The 17896-nt window shown below is 43.3% G+C and carries 12 protein-coding genes; 3 read left to right on the top strand and 9 right to left on the bottom strand.

Annotation, left to right across the window (positions count from 1 at the left end; genetic code table 11):
- Window positions 1–76 precede the first annotated feature (76 nt).
- From BMX69_RS06945 to BMX69_RS06925, 5 genes are all read right to left on the bottom strand, one after another.
- Window positions 77–1468: a sulfatase family protein gene (locus BMX69_RS06945; protein ID WP_100041949.1), complete on the bottom strand. Its 1392-nt coding sequence runs from the start codon at window positions 1466–1468 to the stop codon at window positions 77–79.
- Between the two features lie 27 nt (window positions 1469–1495).
- Entirely contained in the window at window positions 1496–2674 is a 1179-nt protein-coding gene (locus BMX69_RS06940) for a glycoside hydrolase family 88 protein (RefSeq protein ID WP_100041948.1), read from the bottom strand.
- Between the two features lie 167 nt (window positions 2675–2841).
- Window positions 2842–3669 (bottom strand): carbohydrate ABC transporter permease, encoded by an 828-nt coding sequence (locus BMX69_RS06935; RefSeq protein WP_100041947.1) that lies wholly within the window; start codon window positions 3667–3669, stop codon window positions 2842–2844.
- A gap of 12 nt (window positions 3670–3681) precedes the next feature.
- Window positions 3682–4578 (bottom strand): carbohydrate ABC transporter permease, encoded by an 897-nt coding sequence (locus BMX69_RS06930; RefSeq protein ID WP_054791265.1) that lies wholly within the window; start codon window positions 4576–4578, stop codon window positions 3682–3684.
- Between the two features lie 112 nt (window positions 4579–4690).
- Entirely contained in the window at window positions 4691–6034 is a 1344-nt protein-coding gene (locus BMX69_RS06925) for an ABC transporter substrate-binding protein (RefSeq protein ID WP_100041945.1), read from the bottom strand.
- Window positions 6035–6352: 318 nt separating this feature from the next.
- On the opposite strand from BMX69_RS06925, the gene BMX69_RS06920 reads away from it, so the two are divergent.
- From BMX69_RS06920 to BMX69_RS06910, 3 genes are read left to right on the top strand one after another with little or no spacing between them, the layout of a single operon-like run.
- Entirely contained in the window at window positions 6353–8113 is a 1761-nt protein-coding gene (locus BMX69_RS06920; RefSeq protein WP_100041944.1) for a sensor histidine kinase, read from the top strand.
- A 30-nt stretch (window positions 8114–8143) separates the two neighbouring features.
- A complete protein-coding gene (locus tag BMX69_RS06915; protein WP_100041943.1) occupies window positions 8144–9766 on the top strand; it encodes a response regulator transcription factor in 1623 nt (540 codons plus the stop codon).
- A gap of 4 nt (window positions 9767–9770) precedes the next feature.
- The gene (locus tag BMX69_RS06910; protein ID WP_100041942.1) at window positions 9771–10886 is read left to right on the top strand and encodes an anaerobic sulfatase maturase; all 1116 of its coding nucleotides are present in this window, start codon (window positions 9771–9773) and stop codon (window positions 10884–10886) included.
- A 472-nt stretch (window positions 10887–11358) separates the two neighbouring features.
- Here BMX69_RS06910 and BMX69_RS06905 read toward each other — a convergent pair whose 3' ends face one another.
- The 4 genes from BMX69_RS06905 to smc form a co-directional block, all read right to left on the bottom strand.
- Window positions 11359–11826, bottom strand: a complete 468-nt coding sequence (locus BMX69_RS06905) for a cupin domain-containing protein (RefSeq protein ID WP_054791253.1) — start codon at window positions 11824–11826, stop codon at window positions 11359–11361.
- 201 nt (window positions 11827–12027) lie between these two features.
- Window positions 12028–13251, bottom strand: coding sequence for a threonine ammonia-lyase (ilvA, locus tag BMX69_RS06900; protein WP_054791254.1), 1224 nt, complete (start codon window positions 13249–13251; stop codon window positions 12028–12030).
- A 3-nt stretch (window positions 13252–13254) separates the two neighbouring features.
- The gene (ftsY, locus tag BMX69_RS06895; RefSeq protein ID WP_054791255.1) at window positions 13255–14196 is read right to left on the bottom strand and encodes a signal recognition particle-docking protein FtsY; all 942 of its coding nucleotides are present in this window, start codon (window positions 14194–14196) and stop codon (window positions 13255–13257) included.
- Between the two features lie 11 nt (window positions 14197–14207).
- Window positions 14208–17768, bottom strand: coding sequence for a chromosome segregation protein SMC (smc, locus tag BMX69_RS06890; protein WP_100041941.1), 3561 nt, complete (start codon window positions 17766–17768; stop codon window positions 14208–14210).
- Window positions 17769–17896 lie beyond the last annotated feature (128 nt).

Here is a 17896-nt window from a genome sequence, read left to right as displayed (position 1 = left end):
ATCTGAACTTTGCATGCTCTATTGGATCAAGGCACATAAAAAGCGCCGGAAGAAGTCCGACGCTAATAATATGTGCCTAATACCTGTCCCACAAAAACGGATCTTCTGTCTTACACAGGTAATTTTTAAGTTTTTCCCGGTATGCCAGAATTTCTGCTCTCTGGCACTCCGGCTCCAACAGTTCCGGATTTTTCTGGTAAGGATCTTCTATATTATCATAAAGGTATTCCTTTTGTTCCTCTCCAGGAGCATAGCCGTTAAAAATGACATAGGTATATCGTTTGTCCTTGATGCCTCTCCAGCCATAAGCCTTATGGGTAAGCCCCTTGTCGGAAAACGCCTTTACCGCATCCGCACCGCCCGGATAGGAACAGATCAACATATCCTGCGGTTCGTTTTCATCTTCTCCGAACATACCTTTTACATGACTGTAACCCTCGCACGTTTCAGGTATGGAAAGCTCCAAAAGTTCCAAAATGGTCGGCATATGGTCCGGACTTGCAAAGATTCCGTCATTGTCTGCAGCCTTAATTCTTCCCTTCTGACGGATCATAAGAGGAATATGGATGGACTCCTCATACCAGACATTTTTACTCATCAGTCCGTGGGAACCAAGCATTTCCCCATGGTCAGCAGATAAGATGACCATGGTATTTTCCTCCATATTATGATCCTTTAAATATTGAAGGATTCTACCAAACTGTTCATCGATCCCATGGATTGCAGCATAATATTGCCTTGTCTGGGTTTCCAGAAGTCCGCCTTTTTCCCGCATCTCTTCCGGTACGTTTTCCCTGTAGTGAACTTCTAAATCCTTAAATTTCTCATAATACCGGTCCGGTACCAGTTCATAGGGAAGATGAGGTGGATTATAGGATAAGTACAGCGCAAAAGGCTGCTCCTCTTCTTTCCTGGCTTCCATATACTCGATGGCCTTATCTGTTTCAAATTCCGCAGACCACTTTCCGGGTTTTATTTGCTTTTCATCATCCTGCCAGTAATGAGGATCCAAATGGTCATCCCAGGCTCCATAAGACAGCCAGTAGTCAAATCCATGTCTTCTCTCCCCTGGCGGCGTATAGGCATCCCAGTCTTTTGCGCCCGATTTAGGACTTAAGGAAAAGTTAAGTTCTGAAGCATCCAGATGCCATTTACCGATATATCCTGTGTGATAATCTTCGGTTTTCAGTACATCTCCGATGCAGAGCTCCTGAGGCCGTAGCATGACCTTTTCTTCCAGTCCTATCTTGCAATTGGTCCACATCCCCACACGGAATGGGTATTTCCCTGTCATCAGGGAAGCTCTGTGAGGAGAACATAAGGGGTACGTACTGTAAGCATTGGTAAACCTCATGCTCTCCTGTGCAAAGGAGTCAATATTAGGAGTCACCACCTGGTCCATGTTCATAAATCCCATGGCGTGAGCCCGCCACTGGTCGGCAAAAACATACAGCAGATTTGTTTTCATTTTTATCTCCTTATTCTTCCACAGTTCTTACCAGTACAGCTCCCAGTTCTTTGAAAGCCTGGTAAGAGCCTCCATGTAAAAATAGTCACCCCAGGTATTGCACTCATCCACGCCCCGGTTCGTACAGGTATTCTCCTTAGAATCCCTGGCGTAGGTGCCATGTAGCAGCAGTCCGTTGGACTTTTTGTAATCCTTATTGGCGCAATGATCTGCCAACGCCCTAAGCATACGGTCAGCCGCATCTAAATATACCATCGCTTTATCTTTATCCAAATATTTTGCCATTTCCAGGATTCCGCAGACAGCAATGGCAGAAGCGGAGGAATCTCTCGGCTCCGTGCTTCCTGTGTCAAAGTCAAAATCCCAGTAAGGAACAAGATCATCCGGCAGGTGTTCGATAAAATAATCCGTTACGCTACAGAACAGATCCATGTATTCTGTATTTTTTAAATACCGGTAGCTTAAGGCGATTCCGTATATGCCCCAAGCCTGGCCTCTGGCCCATGCGGAACCATTGCGGTTTCCCTGATGGGTCACGCCATAGGTCGGCTCCCCGGTCTCCACATCAAAGAAATGAGTGTGGTAAGTGGAATGATCCGGACGAAGAATGCATTTCATTGCAGTTCTTATATGATTTTCCGCTTTTTCTTCATAAGAAGGATCTCCCGTTACTTCTGTTGCCCAGTAAAGCAGGGGAAGGTTTAACAGACAGTCAATGATCAGCCTGTATTCCTTCGGTTCTCCTGGATTACCCCAGGCCTGAAGAAACCTTCCTTTATCCCGGTAACGTTCCGCCAGATGGTCCGCTGCCAATAAAGCAGCCTTTTTTGCGTGTTCATTGCCGGTCAGTTTATAGGCTGCCACACAGGATAAGCTGAATAAAAATCCCATATCATGATGGTTTACATCAATTTTATTTTCAATTCTGTCAAGAAAGCTTTCCACCTGCACTTCTGCCGCTTTCCGGAACGCTTCATCGCCGGTATGCTCATAAGCTAACCAGATCACTCCTGTCCAGAATCCTGTTGTCCATTCTACATTTTCTGTTGCTTCATAAAATCCGTCAAAGCTGTTGGAAGATTGGAATTTATCCGTAAATACCGATAGATTTTCTTTGACGATCTTTACAGCATCATCAAGAGCTTTTTGAACCATACCCTCTTCCATTCCAGGATAGGTTTTTATTTGTTCCAATGTCTGTGCCATTTGATTCTCCTTTCCTCCTATCGTCCATCTATTTGGACATAAAGGTATACCCGCAGGGTGTTTCCTCCTATTGTCCATCTATTTGGACATAAAGGTATACCCGTAGGGTGTTTCCTCCTATTGTCCATCTATATGGACATAAAGGTATACCCGCAGGGCGCTTTCGCTTAGCCCTTGATTCCGCTGGCTGCAACGCCCTCAACAAAGAACTTCTGGCAGCTTAAGAATACAATGATGACCGGGATCAAAGAGCATACAGAGGCTGCCATGATCCATGCATAATCTGCTCCGAACTGGGATATAAACATCCGGATACCAAGCTGAATGGTCTTTAATTCTTTTGTCTTTAAATAGATCAATGGTCCCATGAAATCATTCCATACATTCGTAAAGGTAAAGATCGTCAGGGTTGCCATTGCCGGCTTGCCAAGTGGGAATACGATTTTTGCAAATATACCGTACTCGTTTAATCCATCAATCCTGGCTGCCTCACACAATTCGTCAGGAATGCTGATATAAAACTGTCGGATTAAAAATACGCCGAATGCGGAAAAGGCCTGCATCAGGATTAATCCTAAGTGAGTATTGTTAAGTCCAAGCTTGGAAACCAGAATAAACTGGGGAACCATGTAAACCTGCCATGGAACGGCTATGGTCGTAACATACATAAGGAATATTAAATCTCTGCCTTTAAAACGTGTCTTCGTAAAACCGTAAGCAGCAAAGCAGCTGGTGAACAGCTGGATCACGGTCGTAATGACCGTCAGCTTGGCGGTATTGAAAAAGAAGGTCACAAGTGGCAGCTTCTTCCAGATGATTTTGTAGTTCTCCCAATGCATCGATTCCGGCCACCACGTCATAGGTATGGAAAATACGTCTTTATTAAGCTTTAAAGAAGATATCACCATCCAATAAAAGGGCACCAGCATAAAAAGGGATAAAGCAATCAATCCCAGATACAGAAATATGTTCAAATACTTTGATTTTGTTCTCATCGCTTTCCCTCCTTACATCATATCTTTAGACCACTTCTTTTCACCAGCAAACTGAATCAAGGTGACAACAAGGACTACTGAAAACAGAACAAGTGCGCCAGCGCTTGCCGGTCCAAACTCCCAGCTGGTAAACGCCTTTTCATATATATAATTGACCAGAGTCTTAGTGGCATTACCAGGACCTCCTCCTGTCATTACATATACGAGGTCAAATACCTTAAAGCATTGGATCGTCAGCATGATCAGCACGAAGAATGTGGTTGGAGTCAGCATGGGAATGGTAATATAACGAAGCTTCTGGAAGCCGTTGGCTCCGTCAATTCCTGCCGCTTCATAAAGAGAACCTGAGATTCCCTGAAGAGCTGCCAGATATACGATCATATAGTATCCCATGTATTTCCATACGCTTACGATAGAAATAGCCACCATGGCCCATTTCACATCCACAACCCATCTGGGGGGCTTGGAAATACCGATGAATCTTAAAAATTCATTGATTGGTCCAAAATCCGGCTGGAACAACATATTCCACACCGCACCGACTGCTACGATGGAAGCAATATAAGGGAAATATAATGCTGTACGGAAAACTGCGATTCCCTTTAACTTATGGTTCAACAGAACTGCCAGTAAAAGTGACAGCACTAAGGTTGGTAATACAGTAAGCAGTGCGTATTGAATCGTGTGAATAAAGGATTGAACAAAAATCCTATCATTAAAAATCTGAACAAAATTACTTAATCCTACAAATTCCATGGGGGTCCGGGACCCATCCCATTTCATAACACTTAAAACAAAAGAAAAGATAACGGGAATGAATACGAAAATTGCATATCCGATTAAATTGGGTAGAATAAAGGAATAACCAATCAGGTTACTTCGGATTGCCTTCATTTGATGAGACTTCATTGTCTTTTTTACTTCTTTCATACAGGGTTAACCTCCTTTTCACCTGCTTTTTGCCACAAAAAGAGCGCCTTGCCATAATGTTTAGAAAAGGCGCTCTCCGGGCAATTAATTTTTACCAGCCCTTGATCTCCGCAACACGCTTGTTCAGCTCTTCGATTCCCTGATCAACGGTATATTGCTTAATCATGATCATTTCATGAACTTCTTCGAGCACTGTTTTGATTTCAGTAATCTTAGGATCTAAAGGACGGTCAAATATATAGTGAGTATAAGTCAGTGCTTCAACATTTGACTCTCCCTCTGGGAAGAACTGTGCAGAAGCGATGGTCTTTAATGACTGCTCTGTTTGGATACCGGTAAATACGCCCTGTTCAGCTAAAATATTAGCTGCTTCTTCGCTGGTTGCAAATTTCACAAAATCCCAGGATAAGTCAGGTTCATCGGTATAAGCACTGATTCCGACAGGAGTAAGAGCTCCTACTGTGTAACCGGCTTCTGTATCAGCAGGATGAGGAATCCTTGCAATGCCCCAATTAAAGGAAGTTTCATCTGATGCCTGAGACTGGATCATAGTTGCAATAAACCAGGAACCCATAGGCATCATAGCACACTGCTGATTTTTGAATACAGATGAATAATGGATATTTGCTGTCTTTAAAGTAGAGAAATCCTGAATATAACCATTATCCTGTAAAGCAACAGCTTGCTCATACCATGGCTTTAAGAAGGAATAATCCTTTTCAACAACTGTATGTTTGCCATCCTGAACAGCCCAGTTTGATACAAGTGCCTGCCAGGTGTGGTTATGTCCGCCATAAACCTTTGAACTTCCTTCACCAGAAGTCAGCTTTGCTGCAAGATCGTAATACTCATCCCAGGTCATATCATTAGATGGATAAGGAACGCCTGCCGCATCAAAAAGGTCCTTGTTGTAGTATAAGATATACCAATCGGAACGGTATGGAAGTCCGTAGGTAGCATCGTTATACTGAAGCTGCTCTGCTGCACCATTGTAAATGGATAAATCAAAATTATCTTTCTTCATGAAATCATCCAAAGGAAGAAGCTGTTTTTTATCAGCCATCTGGAGCATGGAACCCATGTCCTTTACCCAGATTACATCTGGATCCGGCTGAGCTGCAGATAAACTGATTCCCAGGGAATTGTTGTATTCATCGGCTGATGTATCAATAACTTTAATTTCAACATCTGGATGTTTTGCCATGTAGGCATCGACTACCGTCTGAAATGTCGGTGATGTATCATAGTCCCATGTTGTAACGGAAAGTACTTTCTTTTCTCCTGTGCTTGCTTTTTCATCTGATTTTGTTGTTTCTGTCTTTTCAGTTGAACCTGCAGCACTGCTCTCGGATGTTTTGCTGCCACCACAAGCAGTTAAAGATGTGCATACCATTCCGGCTGCTAACATCATAGCTAAAACTCGTTTTAATTTCATCAGATTGAAACCTCCCTTTTTTTAGAACTACGCGCGTATGTGTTCTTTGTGGTATAAGAATAACAGATTTAAGGCAATATCGAAATAAACGATTTGCATAATTCTATTATTTTTTTTACTCATAACCGTTTTTCATGATCCCAAACATATATTTTATTTAGATTCTTATACTTTTTTAAGATTAATTTTTATATTCGTTGAATTTCTGCGTAATAAAGGATATGATATTATTAAATTTATTCTCGTGAAAGCAACGAGTCAAGGTCAAGTTTGTTAAACTTTGACGACTGCTCACGGGGTTTAGAAAGGATCTCTGTCATGCCTCGCACATTCCAGTATAAGCTTCTTCTATATAATCTTCTGGTAGTTATAAGTATCGCCTGTGCCGTAAGTTTTTATAACTATCATTCCTATTATAAGGATGCCATTCAAAATGAAACGGAAAATTCTGTTAACCGAATACAGATTCTGTCCGACCGGATGGAAGTTGCTTATGAGGAAATGGTCAACATCATTGTGACCTGCTCAGAAAGAAAGTCTTTATTTTACACACCTTCCCTAAAACAGTCGGAATACGGAGATGCTGCTTATATAAAGCTGTACGCTTCCAATGTACTGAGGGACTTCTGCGCAATTTCAGGTTACAGCAAATATATCTATAAGATCACTCTTTATAGCAACGGAGAAATCCTGCAAGCAGGGAGCGCCTATGGCTCTTCTTTCGATTTTAGAGACATCCAAAATGCGCCCTGGTTCCACGATATGCTTTCCAGAGAGAATACCCAGTATCTTCTCTCCCTGGAGGACAACCCTTTTTCTCCAATGAATTACACCCCTAAGCTGCTCCCTCTTCTTAGACCATTAAAATATTCCTCAAGCAGCAATCCGGAGGATGCCTGGATATTTCTGGCTATTTCTCCCCGCCTGTTTTCCGATACCCTGGAAAGCATGGGAGATGGACAGATCATCTTTGCATCCACTTTAGATGGAAGTATCATTTCTTCTGTGAATGGAAAGGATTATGATGTCTCTGATCTACTGGTCACTCTTAGAAATTTAAAAGACCCCCAGGGCAATTTCCGCACTATGCTGAATGGAAAGGATTGTATCATCTCCTATCAGAGGCAATTAATCAGCGGTCTGATCTTCTTTCAGATCCTGCCAATTTCAGACCTTAACCTTGACCATGGCATGATTGGGGGTACCATTGCTCTCATATTCTTTTTCTGCTGTGCCATCGGCTTGACCTTGTCCTGGTTTATATCCCGCCAGCTAAGCGCTCCCATCAGCCGTTTGAAAAAACGTCTGGAATTCATCTCCATGGGAAATTTCGAACCGGACCGCTCCATTGAAACAGATGATGAAATCGGAAGCATAGGAAAGCAAATCAACCAAATGTCTGACCGGATCTCCGATCTTTTGGAAACCAGAGTTCAAAGCGAAAAAGAAAAAAAGGATTTGGAAATTAAAATGCTTCAGGCCCAGATCAATCCTCATTTCCTCTACAATACACTGGATTCTATCAAATGGATCGCAACCATGCAGAAAAACAGCGGGATCGTTCAGGTGGTCACTGCCCTGTCCTCCCTGCTAAAGAACATGGCAAAGGGATTCAACGAAAAGGTAACCCTTCGTCAGGAATTGGATTTTTTGCAGAATTATGTTATTATAGAGAAAATCCGATATATTGAACTTTTTGATGTAACCACAGAGGTAGATCAGGAAGTTTTATACGATGCCAAAATCGTGAAGCTGACCCTTCAGCCCATTGTGGAGAACGCCATCTTTAACGGAATCGAGCCAAGCGGAAGAAACGGGCTGATACAGATACACGTTTTTGCTGAAAACAGTGTTCTTTATATTACGATAAGAGACAACGGCATCGGCATTTCTCCGGAAGGCATTGAAACGCTGTTAACAGATACTTCCCGCATCACGAGAAGCAATATGAGCGGAATCGGGCTTCCAAACGTAGACCGGAGATTAAAGCTGGTTTACGGAGAAGAATACGGAATAAAGCTGGAAAGCGAATTAGACCAATACACATTAATTACCATTGCCCTTCCTTTGGAATTTTAAGAAGGGCTGACAAAGGGGTATAAAGACAGCATGTATCGAATTATTATTATAGACGATGAGCCACTCATCCTGGCTGGCATCGCTTCCCTGATCATATGGGAAAACTATGAGTGTACGATTATAGGAAAGGCAACCAACGGCCCTTCCGCCTATGAGATGATCATGGATCTTCATCCGGATATTGTTATAACAGATATCCGGATGCCCGTGTTAAGCGGGCTTGATCTGGTGGAAAAATGTAAAGAAAACGGCTGTGACTTTGCTTTTATTGTATTAACAAACTTAGAGGAATTCCATCTGGTGAAAAAGGCCCTTTCCCTGGGTGCCTCCGATTATCTGGTAAAAATCGATCTGAATGAAGAAGCTCTTGTGAGCGCTTTGGAACGGGCCAAGGAGGCCTGTGACCTGCTGGTCAATAAGCAGAACCGCCTCCTTGACAGCCAGCTTAAGAATAACCAGGAGGATCTGGCAAAGACAGAGTTCCGCCGCCTTTTTCTTTCCCAGGAGGCAGTATCTGATATTCCTGAAGAACTGGAGGAGCATTATCCGGCTCCTTTTGTCATCCTGTTTTCCTTAAGTCCTATCCACATAGACTTTGAAGCGGGCGGAGGAAGCTATGATCTGCATTCCGTCAGCAGGCAGCTTATGGATATACTGGGCGGAATCGCAGCAAGGTTTTTCTTTCATTACACAATTCTGGAATACCGGCAGGATACTTTTCTCCTTGCAGCCTCCTTCAAAGAAGAAGCCTTTTCCCAAAACGTTATTAGGGAATTCTGCCAGAAGTTCAGCGTTGCTTTAAAGACTTACTTTGAGCTTTCTGCCGTTTACGGCGTCAGCAGGACAAAAGAAAAGATCTCCGAGCTTCCCCAGGCATTCTCAGAAGCCTCGACAGCACTGGAGTATTACTACTTTGACTCTTCATCCCAAGTGGTTTTTTATGATGGACAGAACTCCCATTTCAGCCAGGCAAAAAAATTTAATATCAATGTATTTAAAAAAGATCTGGCCGCATATATAAGCCAGAACGACAGTGAAAAGCTGGCTTCCATTTTTGAAGAAATCATTACCTTGTTCCGGGAGAACAGGCCCCGTAAGGAACAGGCCACCAGTGCCTGCATCAATATCTATACCTATCTCTATTCATTTTTCGACACAGGAGATGACAGCTATCAGGAGATCTTTCCTTATACCATTAACATTGCCGAGCAGCTGAATCATTTTAACAGCCTGGAGGACATCCTGGAATGGTTGAGAAGTTTCTGTCTGAAGCTATGCCGCCTTTTGGAGGATCGGAAATCCACTCGTTCCGACAAGCTGGTGGATCTGGCCAGAAGCTACATCAAGGAGCACTACATGGAAAAACTGACCCTGGCCGATGTTGCCGAAGCTTTAAACATTAGTTCCGGACATTTAAGCAATACTTTTAAAAAACTTACAGGAACTACCCTGTCAGATTATATTGCCCAGGTTAAGATTCAGCATGCCATGGAGCTTATAGATACCCACCAGTACCTGATGTATGAAATCTCAGATAAATTGGGCTTTGATAATCCCTATTATTTCAGTAAGGTATTTAAAAAGGTTACGGGTATATCGCCTAGAGAACACGAAAACCGGGTCACCTATCCATTTACAGACGAAGGGAGTTAAATCCATGCCCCCAGTTAATCTTTTGATCAAACCGGCCTCAGGTATGTGCAACATGCAATGTCAGTATTGCTTTTATCATGATATTATAGAAAAGCGAACACAAGGTTCTTATGGCTTCATGTCGGAGGATACTTTAAAGAATGTCTTAAAAAAAGCTCTGGACTACGCAGACACTGCCTGCACCATTGCTTTTCAGGGAGGAGAACCCACTTTGGCCGGCCTTCCATTTTTCGAAAAGGCCGTAAGGCTTTCAAAGGAATATAATAAGAAAAATTTAGAAATACATTTTGCCCTTCAGACCAATGGCTATGACCTGGGTCCGGAATGGGCGGAATTTTTCGCCAGAGAACACTTTCTGGTGGGAATCTCCGTAGACGGAACCATACATACCCATGATGCTTACCGGAAAAGCGGAAACGGCAGTGCCACATTTCTAAACATCATGAAAACAGTGGATAGCTTCAACAGGTATGGAGTGGAATATAATATCCTCACAGTGGTGAACAAAAGGACTGCGTCCTCTATCAGAAAAATATATCAATACTATAAGAAAATGGGCTTTTCTTATCTCCAATTCATTCCCTGTCTGGATCCTCTGGAAGCTGCCCCTGGTACCATGGAATATTCTCTTACACCGGAATTATACGGACAATTCCTTTGTGACCTGTTTGACTTATGGTATGAGGATTTAAACGCCGGAAAGGAAATCTACATCCGCCAGTTTTATAATTACCTCTCTCTTCTATTGACCGGAAATGCAGAATCTTGTGATATGAACGGTTTTTGCAGCATCCAAAACGTCATCGAAGCCGACGGCGAAGTATATCCCTGTGACTTCTTTGTTCTGGATGAATTTAAGTTAGGGAATTTAAACAATACCGATTTTAATGAAATACACAAAAAAAGAATGGAAATCGGTTTTCTCTCTTCCCAGAAAGCGCCTGACAGCCAGTGCCAGGCCTGTTCTTACTTTTCTCTGTGCAGGGGAGGCTGCTACCGGCACCGTATCATGTCCATGGAAGAAACCTGCCGCAATTACTTCTGCAAATCCTATCAGATGTTTTTTGACTATTGTCTTCCAAGGCTTATGCAGACAGCAGGAAAATTTAATCATTCATGAAAAACATATTAATGTCAAAGACGCCATTATGGGGTAATATGCGATTTTTCCCAATCTACCCCTGATTTCAGAAGGGCGATTAAGCATACTCCTCAATATGTTACTTCTTGGGCTTGTTTTTTCAGCATACCGTTATGATCACGTAATAGAAGAGCCTGTAAATTACAGGCCAATCACCTCCGGCTGAGCGACGGGGTCAAGAACTATGCACATGATATTTAAAACTTTTATAATATAAGAAATTCAGCAGTACCGGAAAGTGGTTTTCCGGTACTGCTTTTGGGTCAAAATTGTTTTCATACTCGCCCTTTTAGCTCCATACAATTCGTTTGATCCACCATCGCTAATAATAATACTTTCTTCTGCCATGACATTTGCCAACTATCAATATGAAGTGATTCTAATTCTGGCAATAAAAAAACTACCAACTTAATATTGATAGTTTTAATATGAACAATTAAATTTAAAAATCTTACTCTTTTGGATTCGGCTCTGGAAGCCATGAAGTATTTAAATCAGCTCCTTTAAAAACTCGCCTCAATTCATAAGATTTTTGCATATACATATCATCATCAGGATAATAACAAGTATCTTCACTTTGATTCGTTCCAATGTCTAAAATTGCCAAAACCTCGTCACTGGAATTATAGAATGTGTGGGAGATATTTTTCCCTGCCGGTTTAGCTATAAAATCCCCCTGTTTTACGGTTTTCTCCTCTTCGTTTAAGCGTAAAGTTCCCGTTCCGGAAAGGATCATGAAAAACTCTTCCTGCTGTGAATGACTGTGATATCTCGTACTGTATGCTTTAGGTGGGACATAATCAATATTCACATAAATCTTCTGACTTCCGGCTGCCTCCCCCAACAGCTTTGTTACCAAACCTATCTCGTCATCCCAAATAAACTGTTCAGGTAATTTATCCACGTTAAAGATATCCAATTAAAATTCTCCCTTCGCTATTAAAATCATTCTTTACGAGTAGAATATCACACGTCCTGCCAACTATCAATATAGTTTTCCAATTTATGGTAATATGTTAATTTAATAAAAGCACGGAAAAATCCCGTGCTTTTATTTGCATATCGTTCTTATTTTGTAAATTAGGCAATGGAAAAAATCATTTACCGAAAATATGGAATCTTAATCCGCATAAGTCCCTTTTGATTTAACCAGCTTAGGCCGGTAACCCTGGGCTGTAAGTGCTGCCATAATGGTATTCTTATGTTCCGTTCCAAATGCTTCCATGGTTATGCGAAGTTCCACTGCTGCATTCCGGTTAATGCTGATAAACTGGTTGTGATCCAGACGGATGACATTTCCCTGTTCTTTTGCTAGAAGTGCAGATATCTTTGCAAGCTCTCCTGGTTTATCCGGAAGCAGAACAGACACCGTAAAGATACGGTCTCTCTGCATCAGGCCAAGCTGAACAATGGAAGCCATAGTGATCACATCCATGTTTCCTCCGCTTAAGATAGAAACAATTTTTTTATTGTCCACGTTCATGTGCTTTAATGCCGCAACAGTCAGAAGCCCTGAGTTCTCCACGATCATCTTATGGTTTTCAACCATGTCAAGGAATGACACGATCAGTTCAGAATCCTCTATGGTGATGACTTCATCCACGTTTTCCTCGATGTAAGGGAATAGTTTTTCTCCCGGGCATTTTACAGCAGTTCCGTCAGCAATTGTATTGACACCTGGAAGGGAAACCACCTTCCCCTGTCGTAAGGATTCCTGCATACAGTTGGCACCTGCCGGTTCCACGCCGATGATCTTGATCTTGGGATTTAACATCTTGGCCAGAGTAGAAACTCCTGCGCAAAGACCGCCTCCTCCGATGGGAACCAGGATATAATCAACCGTAGGAAGTTCCTTGATGATCTCCATGGCAATGGTTCCCTGCCCGGCTGCTACATCCAGGTCGTCAAAAGCATGAATAAAGGTAAGCCCCCGTTCTTCTGAAAGCTTGTAGGCATAATTGCAAGCCTCATCAAAAACGTCGCCTTCTAAAATGACCTCCGCTCCATAGCCCTTGGTACGGTTTACTTTCATCAGAGGTGCCGTGGTGGGCATAACGATGGTTGCAGGAATGCCGGCCAGTTTCGCCGCATAGGCAACGCCCTGGGCGTGATTACCTGCAGAGGCAGCAATAAGACCTTTGGATTTTTCTTCTTCAGACAGGGTGCTGATTTTATAATAAGCCCCTCTCACCTTATAAGCACCGGTATACTGCATATTTTCCGGCTTGAAATATACCTTATTGCCGGTCTGAGCGGAGAAATACTCACTGTATACCAGCTTTGTTTCCAGGATAACTTTGCTAACGGCTTCCGATGCTTCTTCAAATTTTTCCAATGTCAACATACTTTACGCCTCTTCTTTCTCTTCAACGTGAAACAATGCGCTTACAAATTCTTTTGCATTGAATTTCTGCAGGTCATCAAGTTTCTCTCCTACCCCAATATATTTTACAGGAATTCCAAGCTCTGACTGGATAGCGACCGCAATGCCTCCTTTTGCGGTTCCGTCAAGTTTTGTAAGGATAATTCCGGTAATATCAGCAACCTCCATAAATTGCTTCGCCTGGACAAGAGCATTCTGTCCCGTGGTCCCATCAAGCACTACCAGGGTTTCCCGGTAAGCCTCAGGGTATTCCTTGTCAATGATCCGGTTGATCTTCTTAAGCTCTTCCATCAGGTTTTTCTTGTTATGCAAACGGCCTGCAGTATCACAGATCAAAAGATCTGCATGTCTGGATTTTGCCGCCGCTACTGCGTCATAAACAACTGCCGCAGGGTCGGAGCCTTCCTGCTGGGCGATGATGTCCACTCCGGCCCTCTTAGCCCATTCACTAAGCTGCTCTATGGCTGCCGCACGGAAGGTATCCGCCGCAGCAACGATCACCTTTTTTCCGTCATCCTTCATCTGCCCGGCCAGCTTGCCCACTGATGTGGTCTTTCCCACTCCGTTTACGCCGATGATCAAAAGAACGGAACTCCGTTTTTCAAATTCGTAGGCATTTTCTCCCAGATCCATCTGTTCCATGATGCTGTCCATGAGAAGCTGCTTGCATTCCATGGGATCCTTGATGTTTTGTTCTTTTACTTTCTTTCTCAAATCCTCCATAATGGACATGGTGGTCTGGATACCCAGATCCCCCATAATCAGGATCTCCTCAATTTCTTCATAAAACTCATCATCAATGGCTGAAAAACCACTGAATATGGAATCTACGCCTGCGATGATGTTATCTCTTGTCTTCTGCAGCCCGGCAACCAGCTTGCCAAAGAATCCCTTTTTCTCACCCATAGTCGGCCTCCTTAACTTTCTAAATCTTCTTCAATCAGGTTTACAGATACTAGCGTTGAAACGCCCTTTTCCTGCATGGTAATACCATATAGACGGTCTGCAGATAACATGGTACCACGCCTGTGTGTAATAACAATAAACTGAGTATATTTCGTCAGTTTATGCAGGTATTTTGCAAAACGGTCCACGTTGGAATCATCAAGGGCTGCTTCGATCTCGTCAAGTAGGCAGAATGGAGAGGGCTTTAAGTTCTGGATGGCAAACAGCAGCGCAATAGCCGTCAATGCCTTTTCCCCACCGGAAAGCTGCATCATATTCTGAAGCTTCTTGCCTGGCGGCTGGGATATGATCTGAATTCCTGCTTCCAGGATATCCTCATCCTCCACCAGCTCTAATGTACCTCGTCCACCTCCGAAAAGTTCCTTAAACACTTTATCAAACTCCTGCCGTATTTCCCGGAACTTTTCCTCGAATTGTTTTCTCATTCCCGTATCCAGTTCATCGATGATCTTTAATAAGGTGCCCTCTGCGGCTACCAGATCATCGTGCTGGGTCTTCATGAATTCATAGCGCTCTGATACCTCTTTGTAATCCTCAATGGCATTGACATTGACATTGCCAAGCTTCCGGATCTCCTCTTTTAAGGACTGGATCATACGTTTGATTTCAGGAAGTGACGTCCATTCCTGGTTCTTTAAATCCTTTGCAGTAGAAAAAGTCAGTTCATATTCATTCCACATGTAATTGATATGACTCTCCATCCACTCATCAAGCTTTTCCTTCTGGCTTTGCAAACGGAACAGCTCTTTATCCAAAAGGCTGATCCTTCCCGTAAGCTCTTCTCGTTTTCTGAACAGTTCCTTCTGCTCCCTGGAACTGGACTCTTTTTGCGTGGACTTCTCATTTATGATGCCTTCCAGTTCTTCTGAGTATACCTTTTCTTCCGCAATCCTGCCCTTTAATGCATCAATTTCTTTCTGTTTCTCTTCGATAATGGAGTTAGAACCATGAGTTCCGTTTGAAAGTCCGGCAAGTTCTTCCTCCAGACGATGGCTTTCTTCCTTTACACGCCGGATATTTTCCAGTTCAAAATCATCCTTTTGCTTTAAACTTGAGGTTTTCAGCTGTACGGACGATAAGTCCCTGGAATACTGCTCCCGGTCTGCCCTGGCCGTTTCAAGCCGGCCGTTTAAGCGTTCCAGCTCTCCGACCGTTTCCTGATTCTGCATCTCCAGCTTATCTATGGCTGTAAGAAGTTCCTGCTGGCTGGTACTGATTTCACGTATCTGTACTTCAAGCTGGCCGTTTTCACGCTCTAAGTCTCCGTAAGATTCCTTGATTTCTTCTTTTTTATCTTCTATCCTGCGTATATTTATTTTAACCGTATTTTGCTTTAAATAAAGCTGCTGTTTTTCCGCCCGGATCTTTTCAAGTTCTTCCCTGCTTTCCCCAAGGAGCCCCTCGCTTAACACCAGTTCTTTTTCCAGCCGTTCCACATCGGTAAGAGCCTTGGAGCAGATCTCTTCCAGTTCCTCCATCTCACGCTTACGCCCTAAAAGATTGCTGGAATTTTTAAAGGCACCGCCCGTCATGGATCCGCCTACGCTGAGAAGCTCTCCTTCCAGCGTTACGATCCTGAAAGAATACTGGAACTTTTTTGCAAGTGCAATGGCGTGTTCAATGGTATCCACCACAACCACACGGCCCAGCAGATAATTTAAAAGGCCTTTATACCGGTCTTCCGCTTCCACCAGGGTATTAGCAAGTCCCAATACTCCCGGCTCCGTAAGGGCCCTGTCCTGGCGGAAGGAATCCCTGTTGCTGACGCTGGTTAATGGTAGGAAGGTAGCTCTTCCATACCGGTTTTTCTTTAGATATTCAATAAGCTGCTTGGCAGTTTCTTCGGAATCAGTAACAATATTCTGTATGCTTCCGCCAAGAGCGGTCTCAATGGCAATTTCATATTTTTTCGGCACCTTTACCAGATCCGCTACAACCCCGTGAATTCCATGGATCCTGTCCCTTACCTCCATGATACGGCGAATGCTGCCGCCATAGCCTTCATACCGCTCAGCTATGTTTCTTAAAGACTCCAGCTTTGTATAACTGGTATGATATTCCTGCTGTTTGTCATTTAAGTTCTTATTAAGCCTTTTGACCTCGCCTTCCAGCTCCTCTGCACGGTTCTCACTGAACGCCTGGGCTTCCTGGCTTTCCGAGATCTTGGTTTCTATCTCATCTGCTTCTTTTTGAAGAGCTTCCAGCCGTTCATCCTGCTCCGACTCATCACTTTTAAACTTTAAAAGCTTCTGGCAAACCTCAGAACGCCGCACATTCACCTGTTCCAGCATGGTTTCATATCGCTGTTGTTTTGCGGTTAAGGAAGCCTTTTCATTGAGGATATCAATGATGCCGCTCTTTCCTTCCTCAATCTGCTGTTCAAAAAGATGGATTTTCTCGTCTTCTGAATTCAGGACCTCTTCCGCATCTTTCAGTTCATTTACTGCAGATTTCACCTGGTCGGCAATCAGGGAACGTTCTTCCTCATAAGTAGCAGCCTGAGCCATTTTCATCTGGATTTCAGCATGGATAGCCCTCATGCGCCCGGCAATGTGCTCTGCATTCATCTGTTCGGTATTGATCTGTTCCTTAAGTACATTGATCCGGCCTTCCAGGCTTCCCATTTCCATGTTGGTTTTATTTTTCTCATTGCCGGCCTTGCTGATAGCCTCCTCAAGCTCCGCTAAATATGTATCCAGAACATCATATTCTTCCCTGATGCCCTCTGATGTCTGCTTTGCATCCTCCAGATCATGGGCTACAATGGTTTCCTTTTCCTGATTTTCCTTCATCTGTACCTGGATTCCCTCAGTCTCCATCAGGAACTGGTTAACATCATACTTTTTTAAATCTTCTTTTAAACGGAGATATTCCTTTGCCGCCTCAGATTGCCTTGCCAGGGGGCCGACCTGCTTTTCAAGCTCTGTAAGAATGTCATTGACACGGATGAGGTTTTGTTTTTCATCTTCAAGCTTCTTCTGGGCGATAAGCTTGCGCCGTTTAAATTTAACAATGCCGGCGGCCTCATCAAATAATTCTCTTCGCTCCTCCGGCTTTCCGCTTAATATCTTATCAATCTGTCCCTGTCCGATAATGGAATAGCCTTCCTTACCGATACCGGTATCATAGAACAATTCATAAATATCCTTTAAACGGCAGGCACTGCCATTGATCATGTACTCACTTTCGCCGGAGCGGTAAACCCTTCTTGATACCGTTACCTGGTCATAATCAATAGCCAGATGGTGATCGGAATTATCAAGGGTAATGGCAACATAGGCAAAGCCCTGAGGTTTTCTCAGTTCAGTTCCGGAAAAAATCACATCCTGCATGTTGGAGCTTCGAAGCTGCTTTACCTTTTGTTCACCAAGCACCCAGCGCACGGCATCGGCGACATTGCTCTTACCGCTGCCGTTAGGGCCTACGATGCCGGTGATCCCATTATGAAATTCAAAGACGATCTTATTGGCAAAAGATTTAAAACCTTGGATTTCAATACTTTTTAAATACATAGTTCACGCCGACAGGCTCTACTGGGCCTGCCCTTTCTTTTCCTTATTATTGTCCACGCTATTTGGACATAGAGGTATACCCGAAGGGTGTTTCCTTATTATTGTCCACGCTATTTGGACATAGAGGT

The organism is Lacrimispora sphenoides JCM 1415, from assembly GCF_900105615.1.
In the GTDB taxonomy this organism is placed as follows: Bacteria; Bacillota; Clostridia; order Lachnospirales; family Lachnospiraceae; genus Lacrimispora; species Lacrimispora sphenoides.
This window is presented reverse-complemented; position numbering and strand designations above follow the sequence as displayed.

Coding starts and splice junctions, on each gene's coding strand:
- ilvA (WP_054791254.1), bottom strand. CDS start 13,251: ATGTTGACATTGGAAAAATTTGAAGAAGCATCGGAAGCCGTTAGCAAA.
- BMX69_RS06945 (WP_100041949.1), bottom strand. CDS start 1,468: ATGAAAACAAATCTGCTGTATGTTTTTGCCGACCAGTGGCGGGCTCAC.
- BMX69_RS06910 (WP_100041942.1), top strand. CDS start 9,771: ATGCCCCCAGTTAATCTTTTGATCAAACCGGCCTCAGGTATGTGCAAC.
- BMX69_RS06940 (WP_100041948.1), bottom strand. CDS start 2,674: ATGGCACAGACATTGGAACAAATAAAAACCTATCCTGGAATGGAAGAG.
- BMX69_RS06925 (WP_100041945.1), bottom strand. CDS start 6,034: ATGAAATTAAAACGAGTTTTAGCTATGATGTTAGCAGCCGGAATGGTA.
- BMX69_RS06930 (WP_054791265.1), bottom strand. CDS start 4,578: ATGAAGTCTCATCAAATGAAGGCAATCCGAAGTAACCTGATTGGTTAT.
- BMX69_RS06920 (WP_100041944.1), top strand. CDS start 6,353: ATGCCTCGCACATTCCAGTATAAGCTTCTTCTATATAATCTTCTGGTA.
- smc (WP_100041941.1), bottom strand. CDS start 17,768: ATGTATTTAAAAAGTATTGAAATCCAAGGTTTTAAATCTTTTGCCAAT.
- BMX69_RS06935 (WP_100041947.1), bottom strand. CDS start 3,669: ATGAGAACAAAATCAAAGTATTTGAACATATTTCTGTATCTGGGATTG.
- ftsY (WP_054791255.1), bottom strand. CDS start 14,196: ATGGGTGAGAAAAAGGGATTCTTTGGCAAGCTGGTTGCCGGGCTGCAG.
- BMX69_RS06915 (WP_100041943.1), top strand. CDS start 8,144: ATGTATCGAATTATTATTATAGACGATGAGCCACTCATCCTGGCTGGC.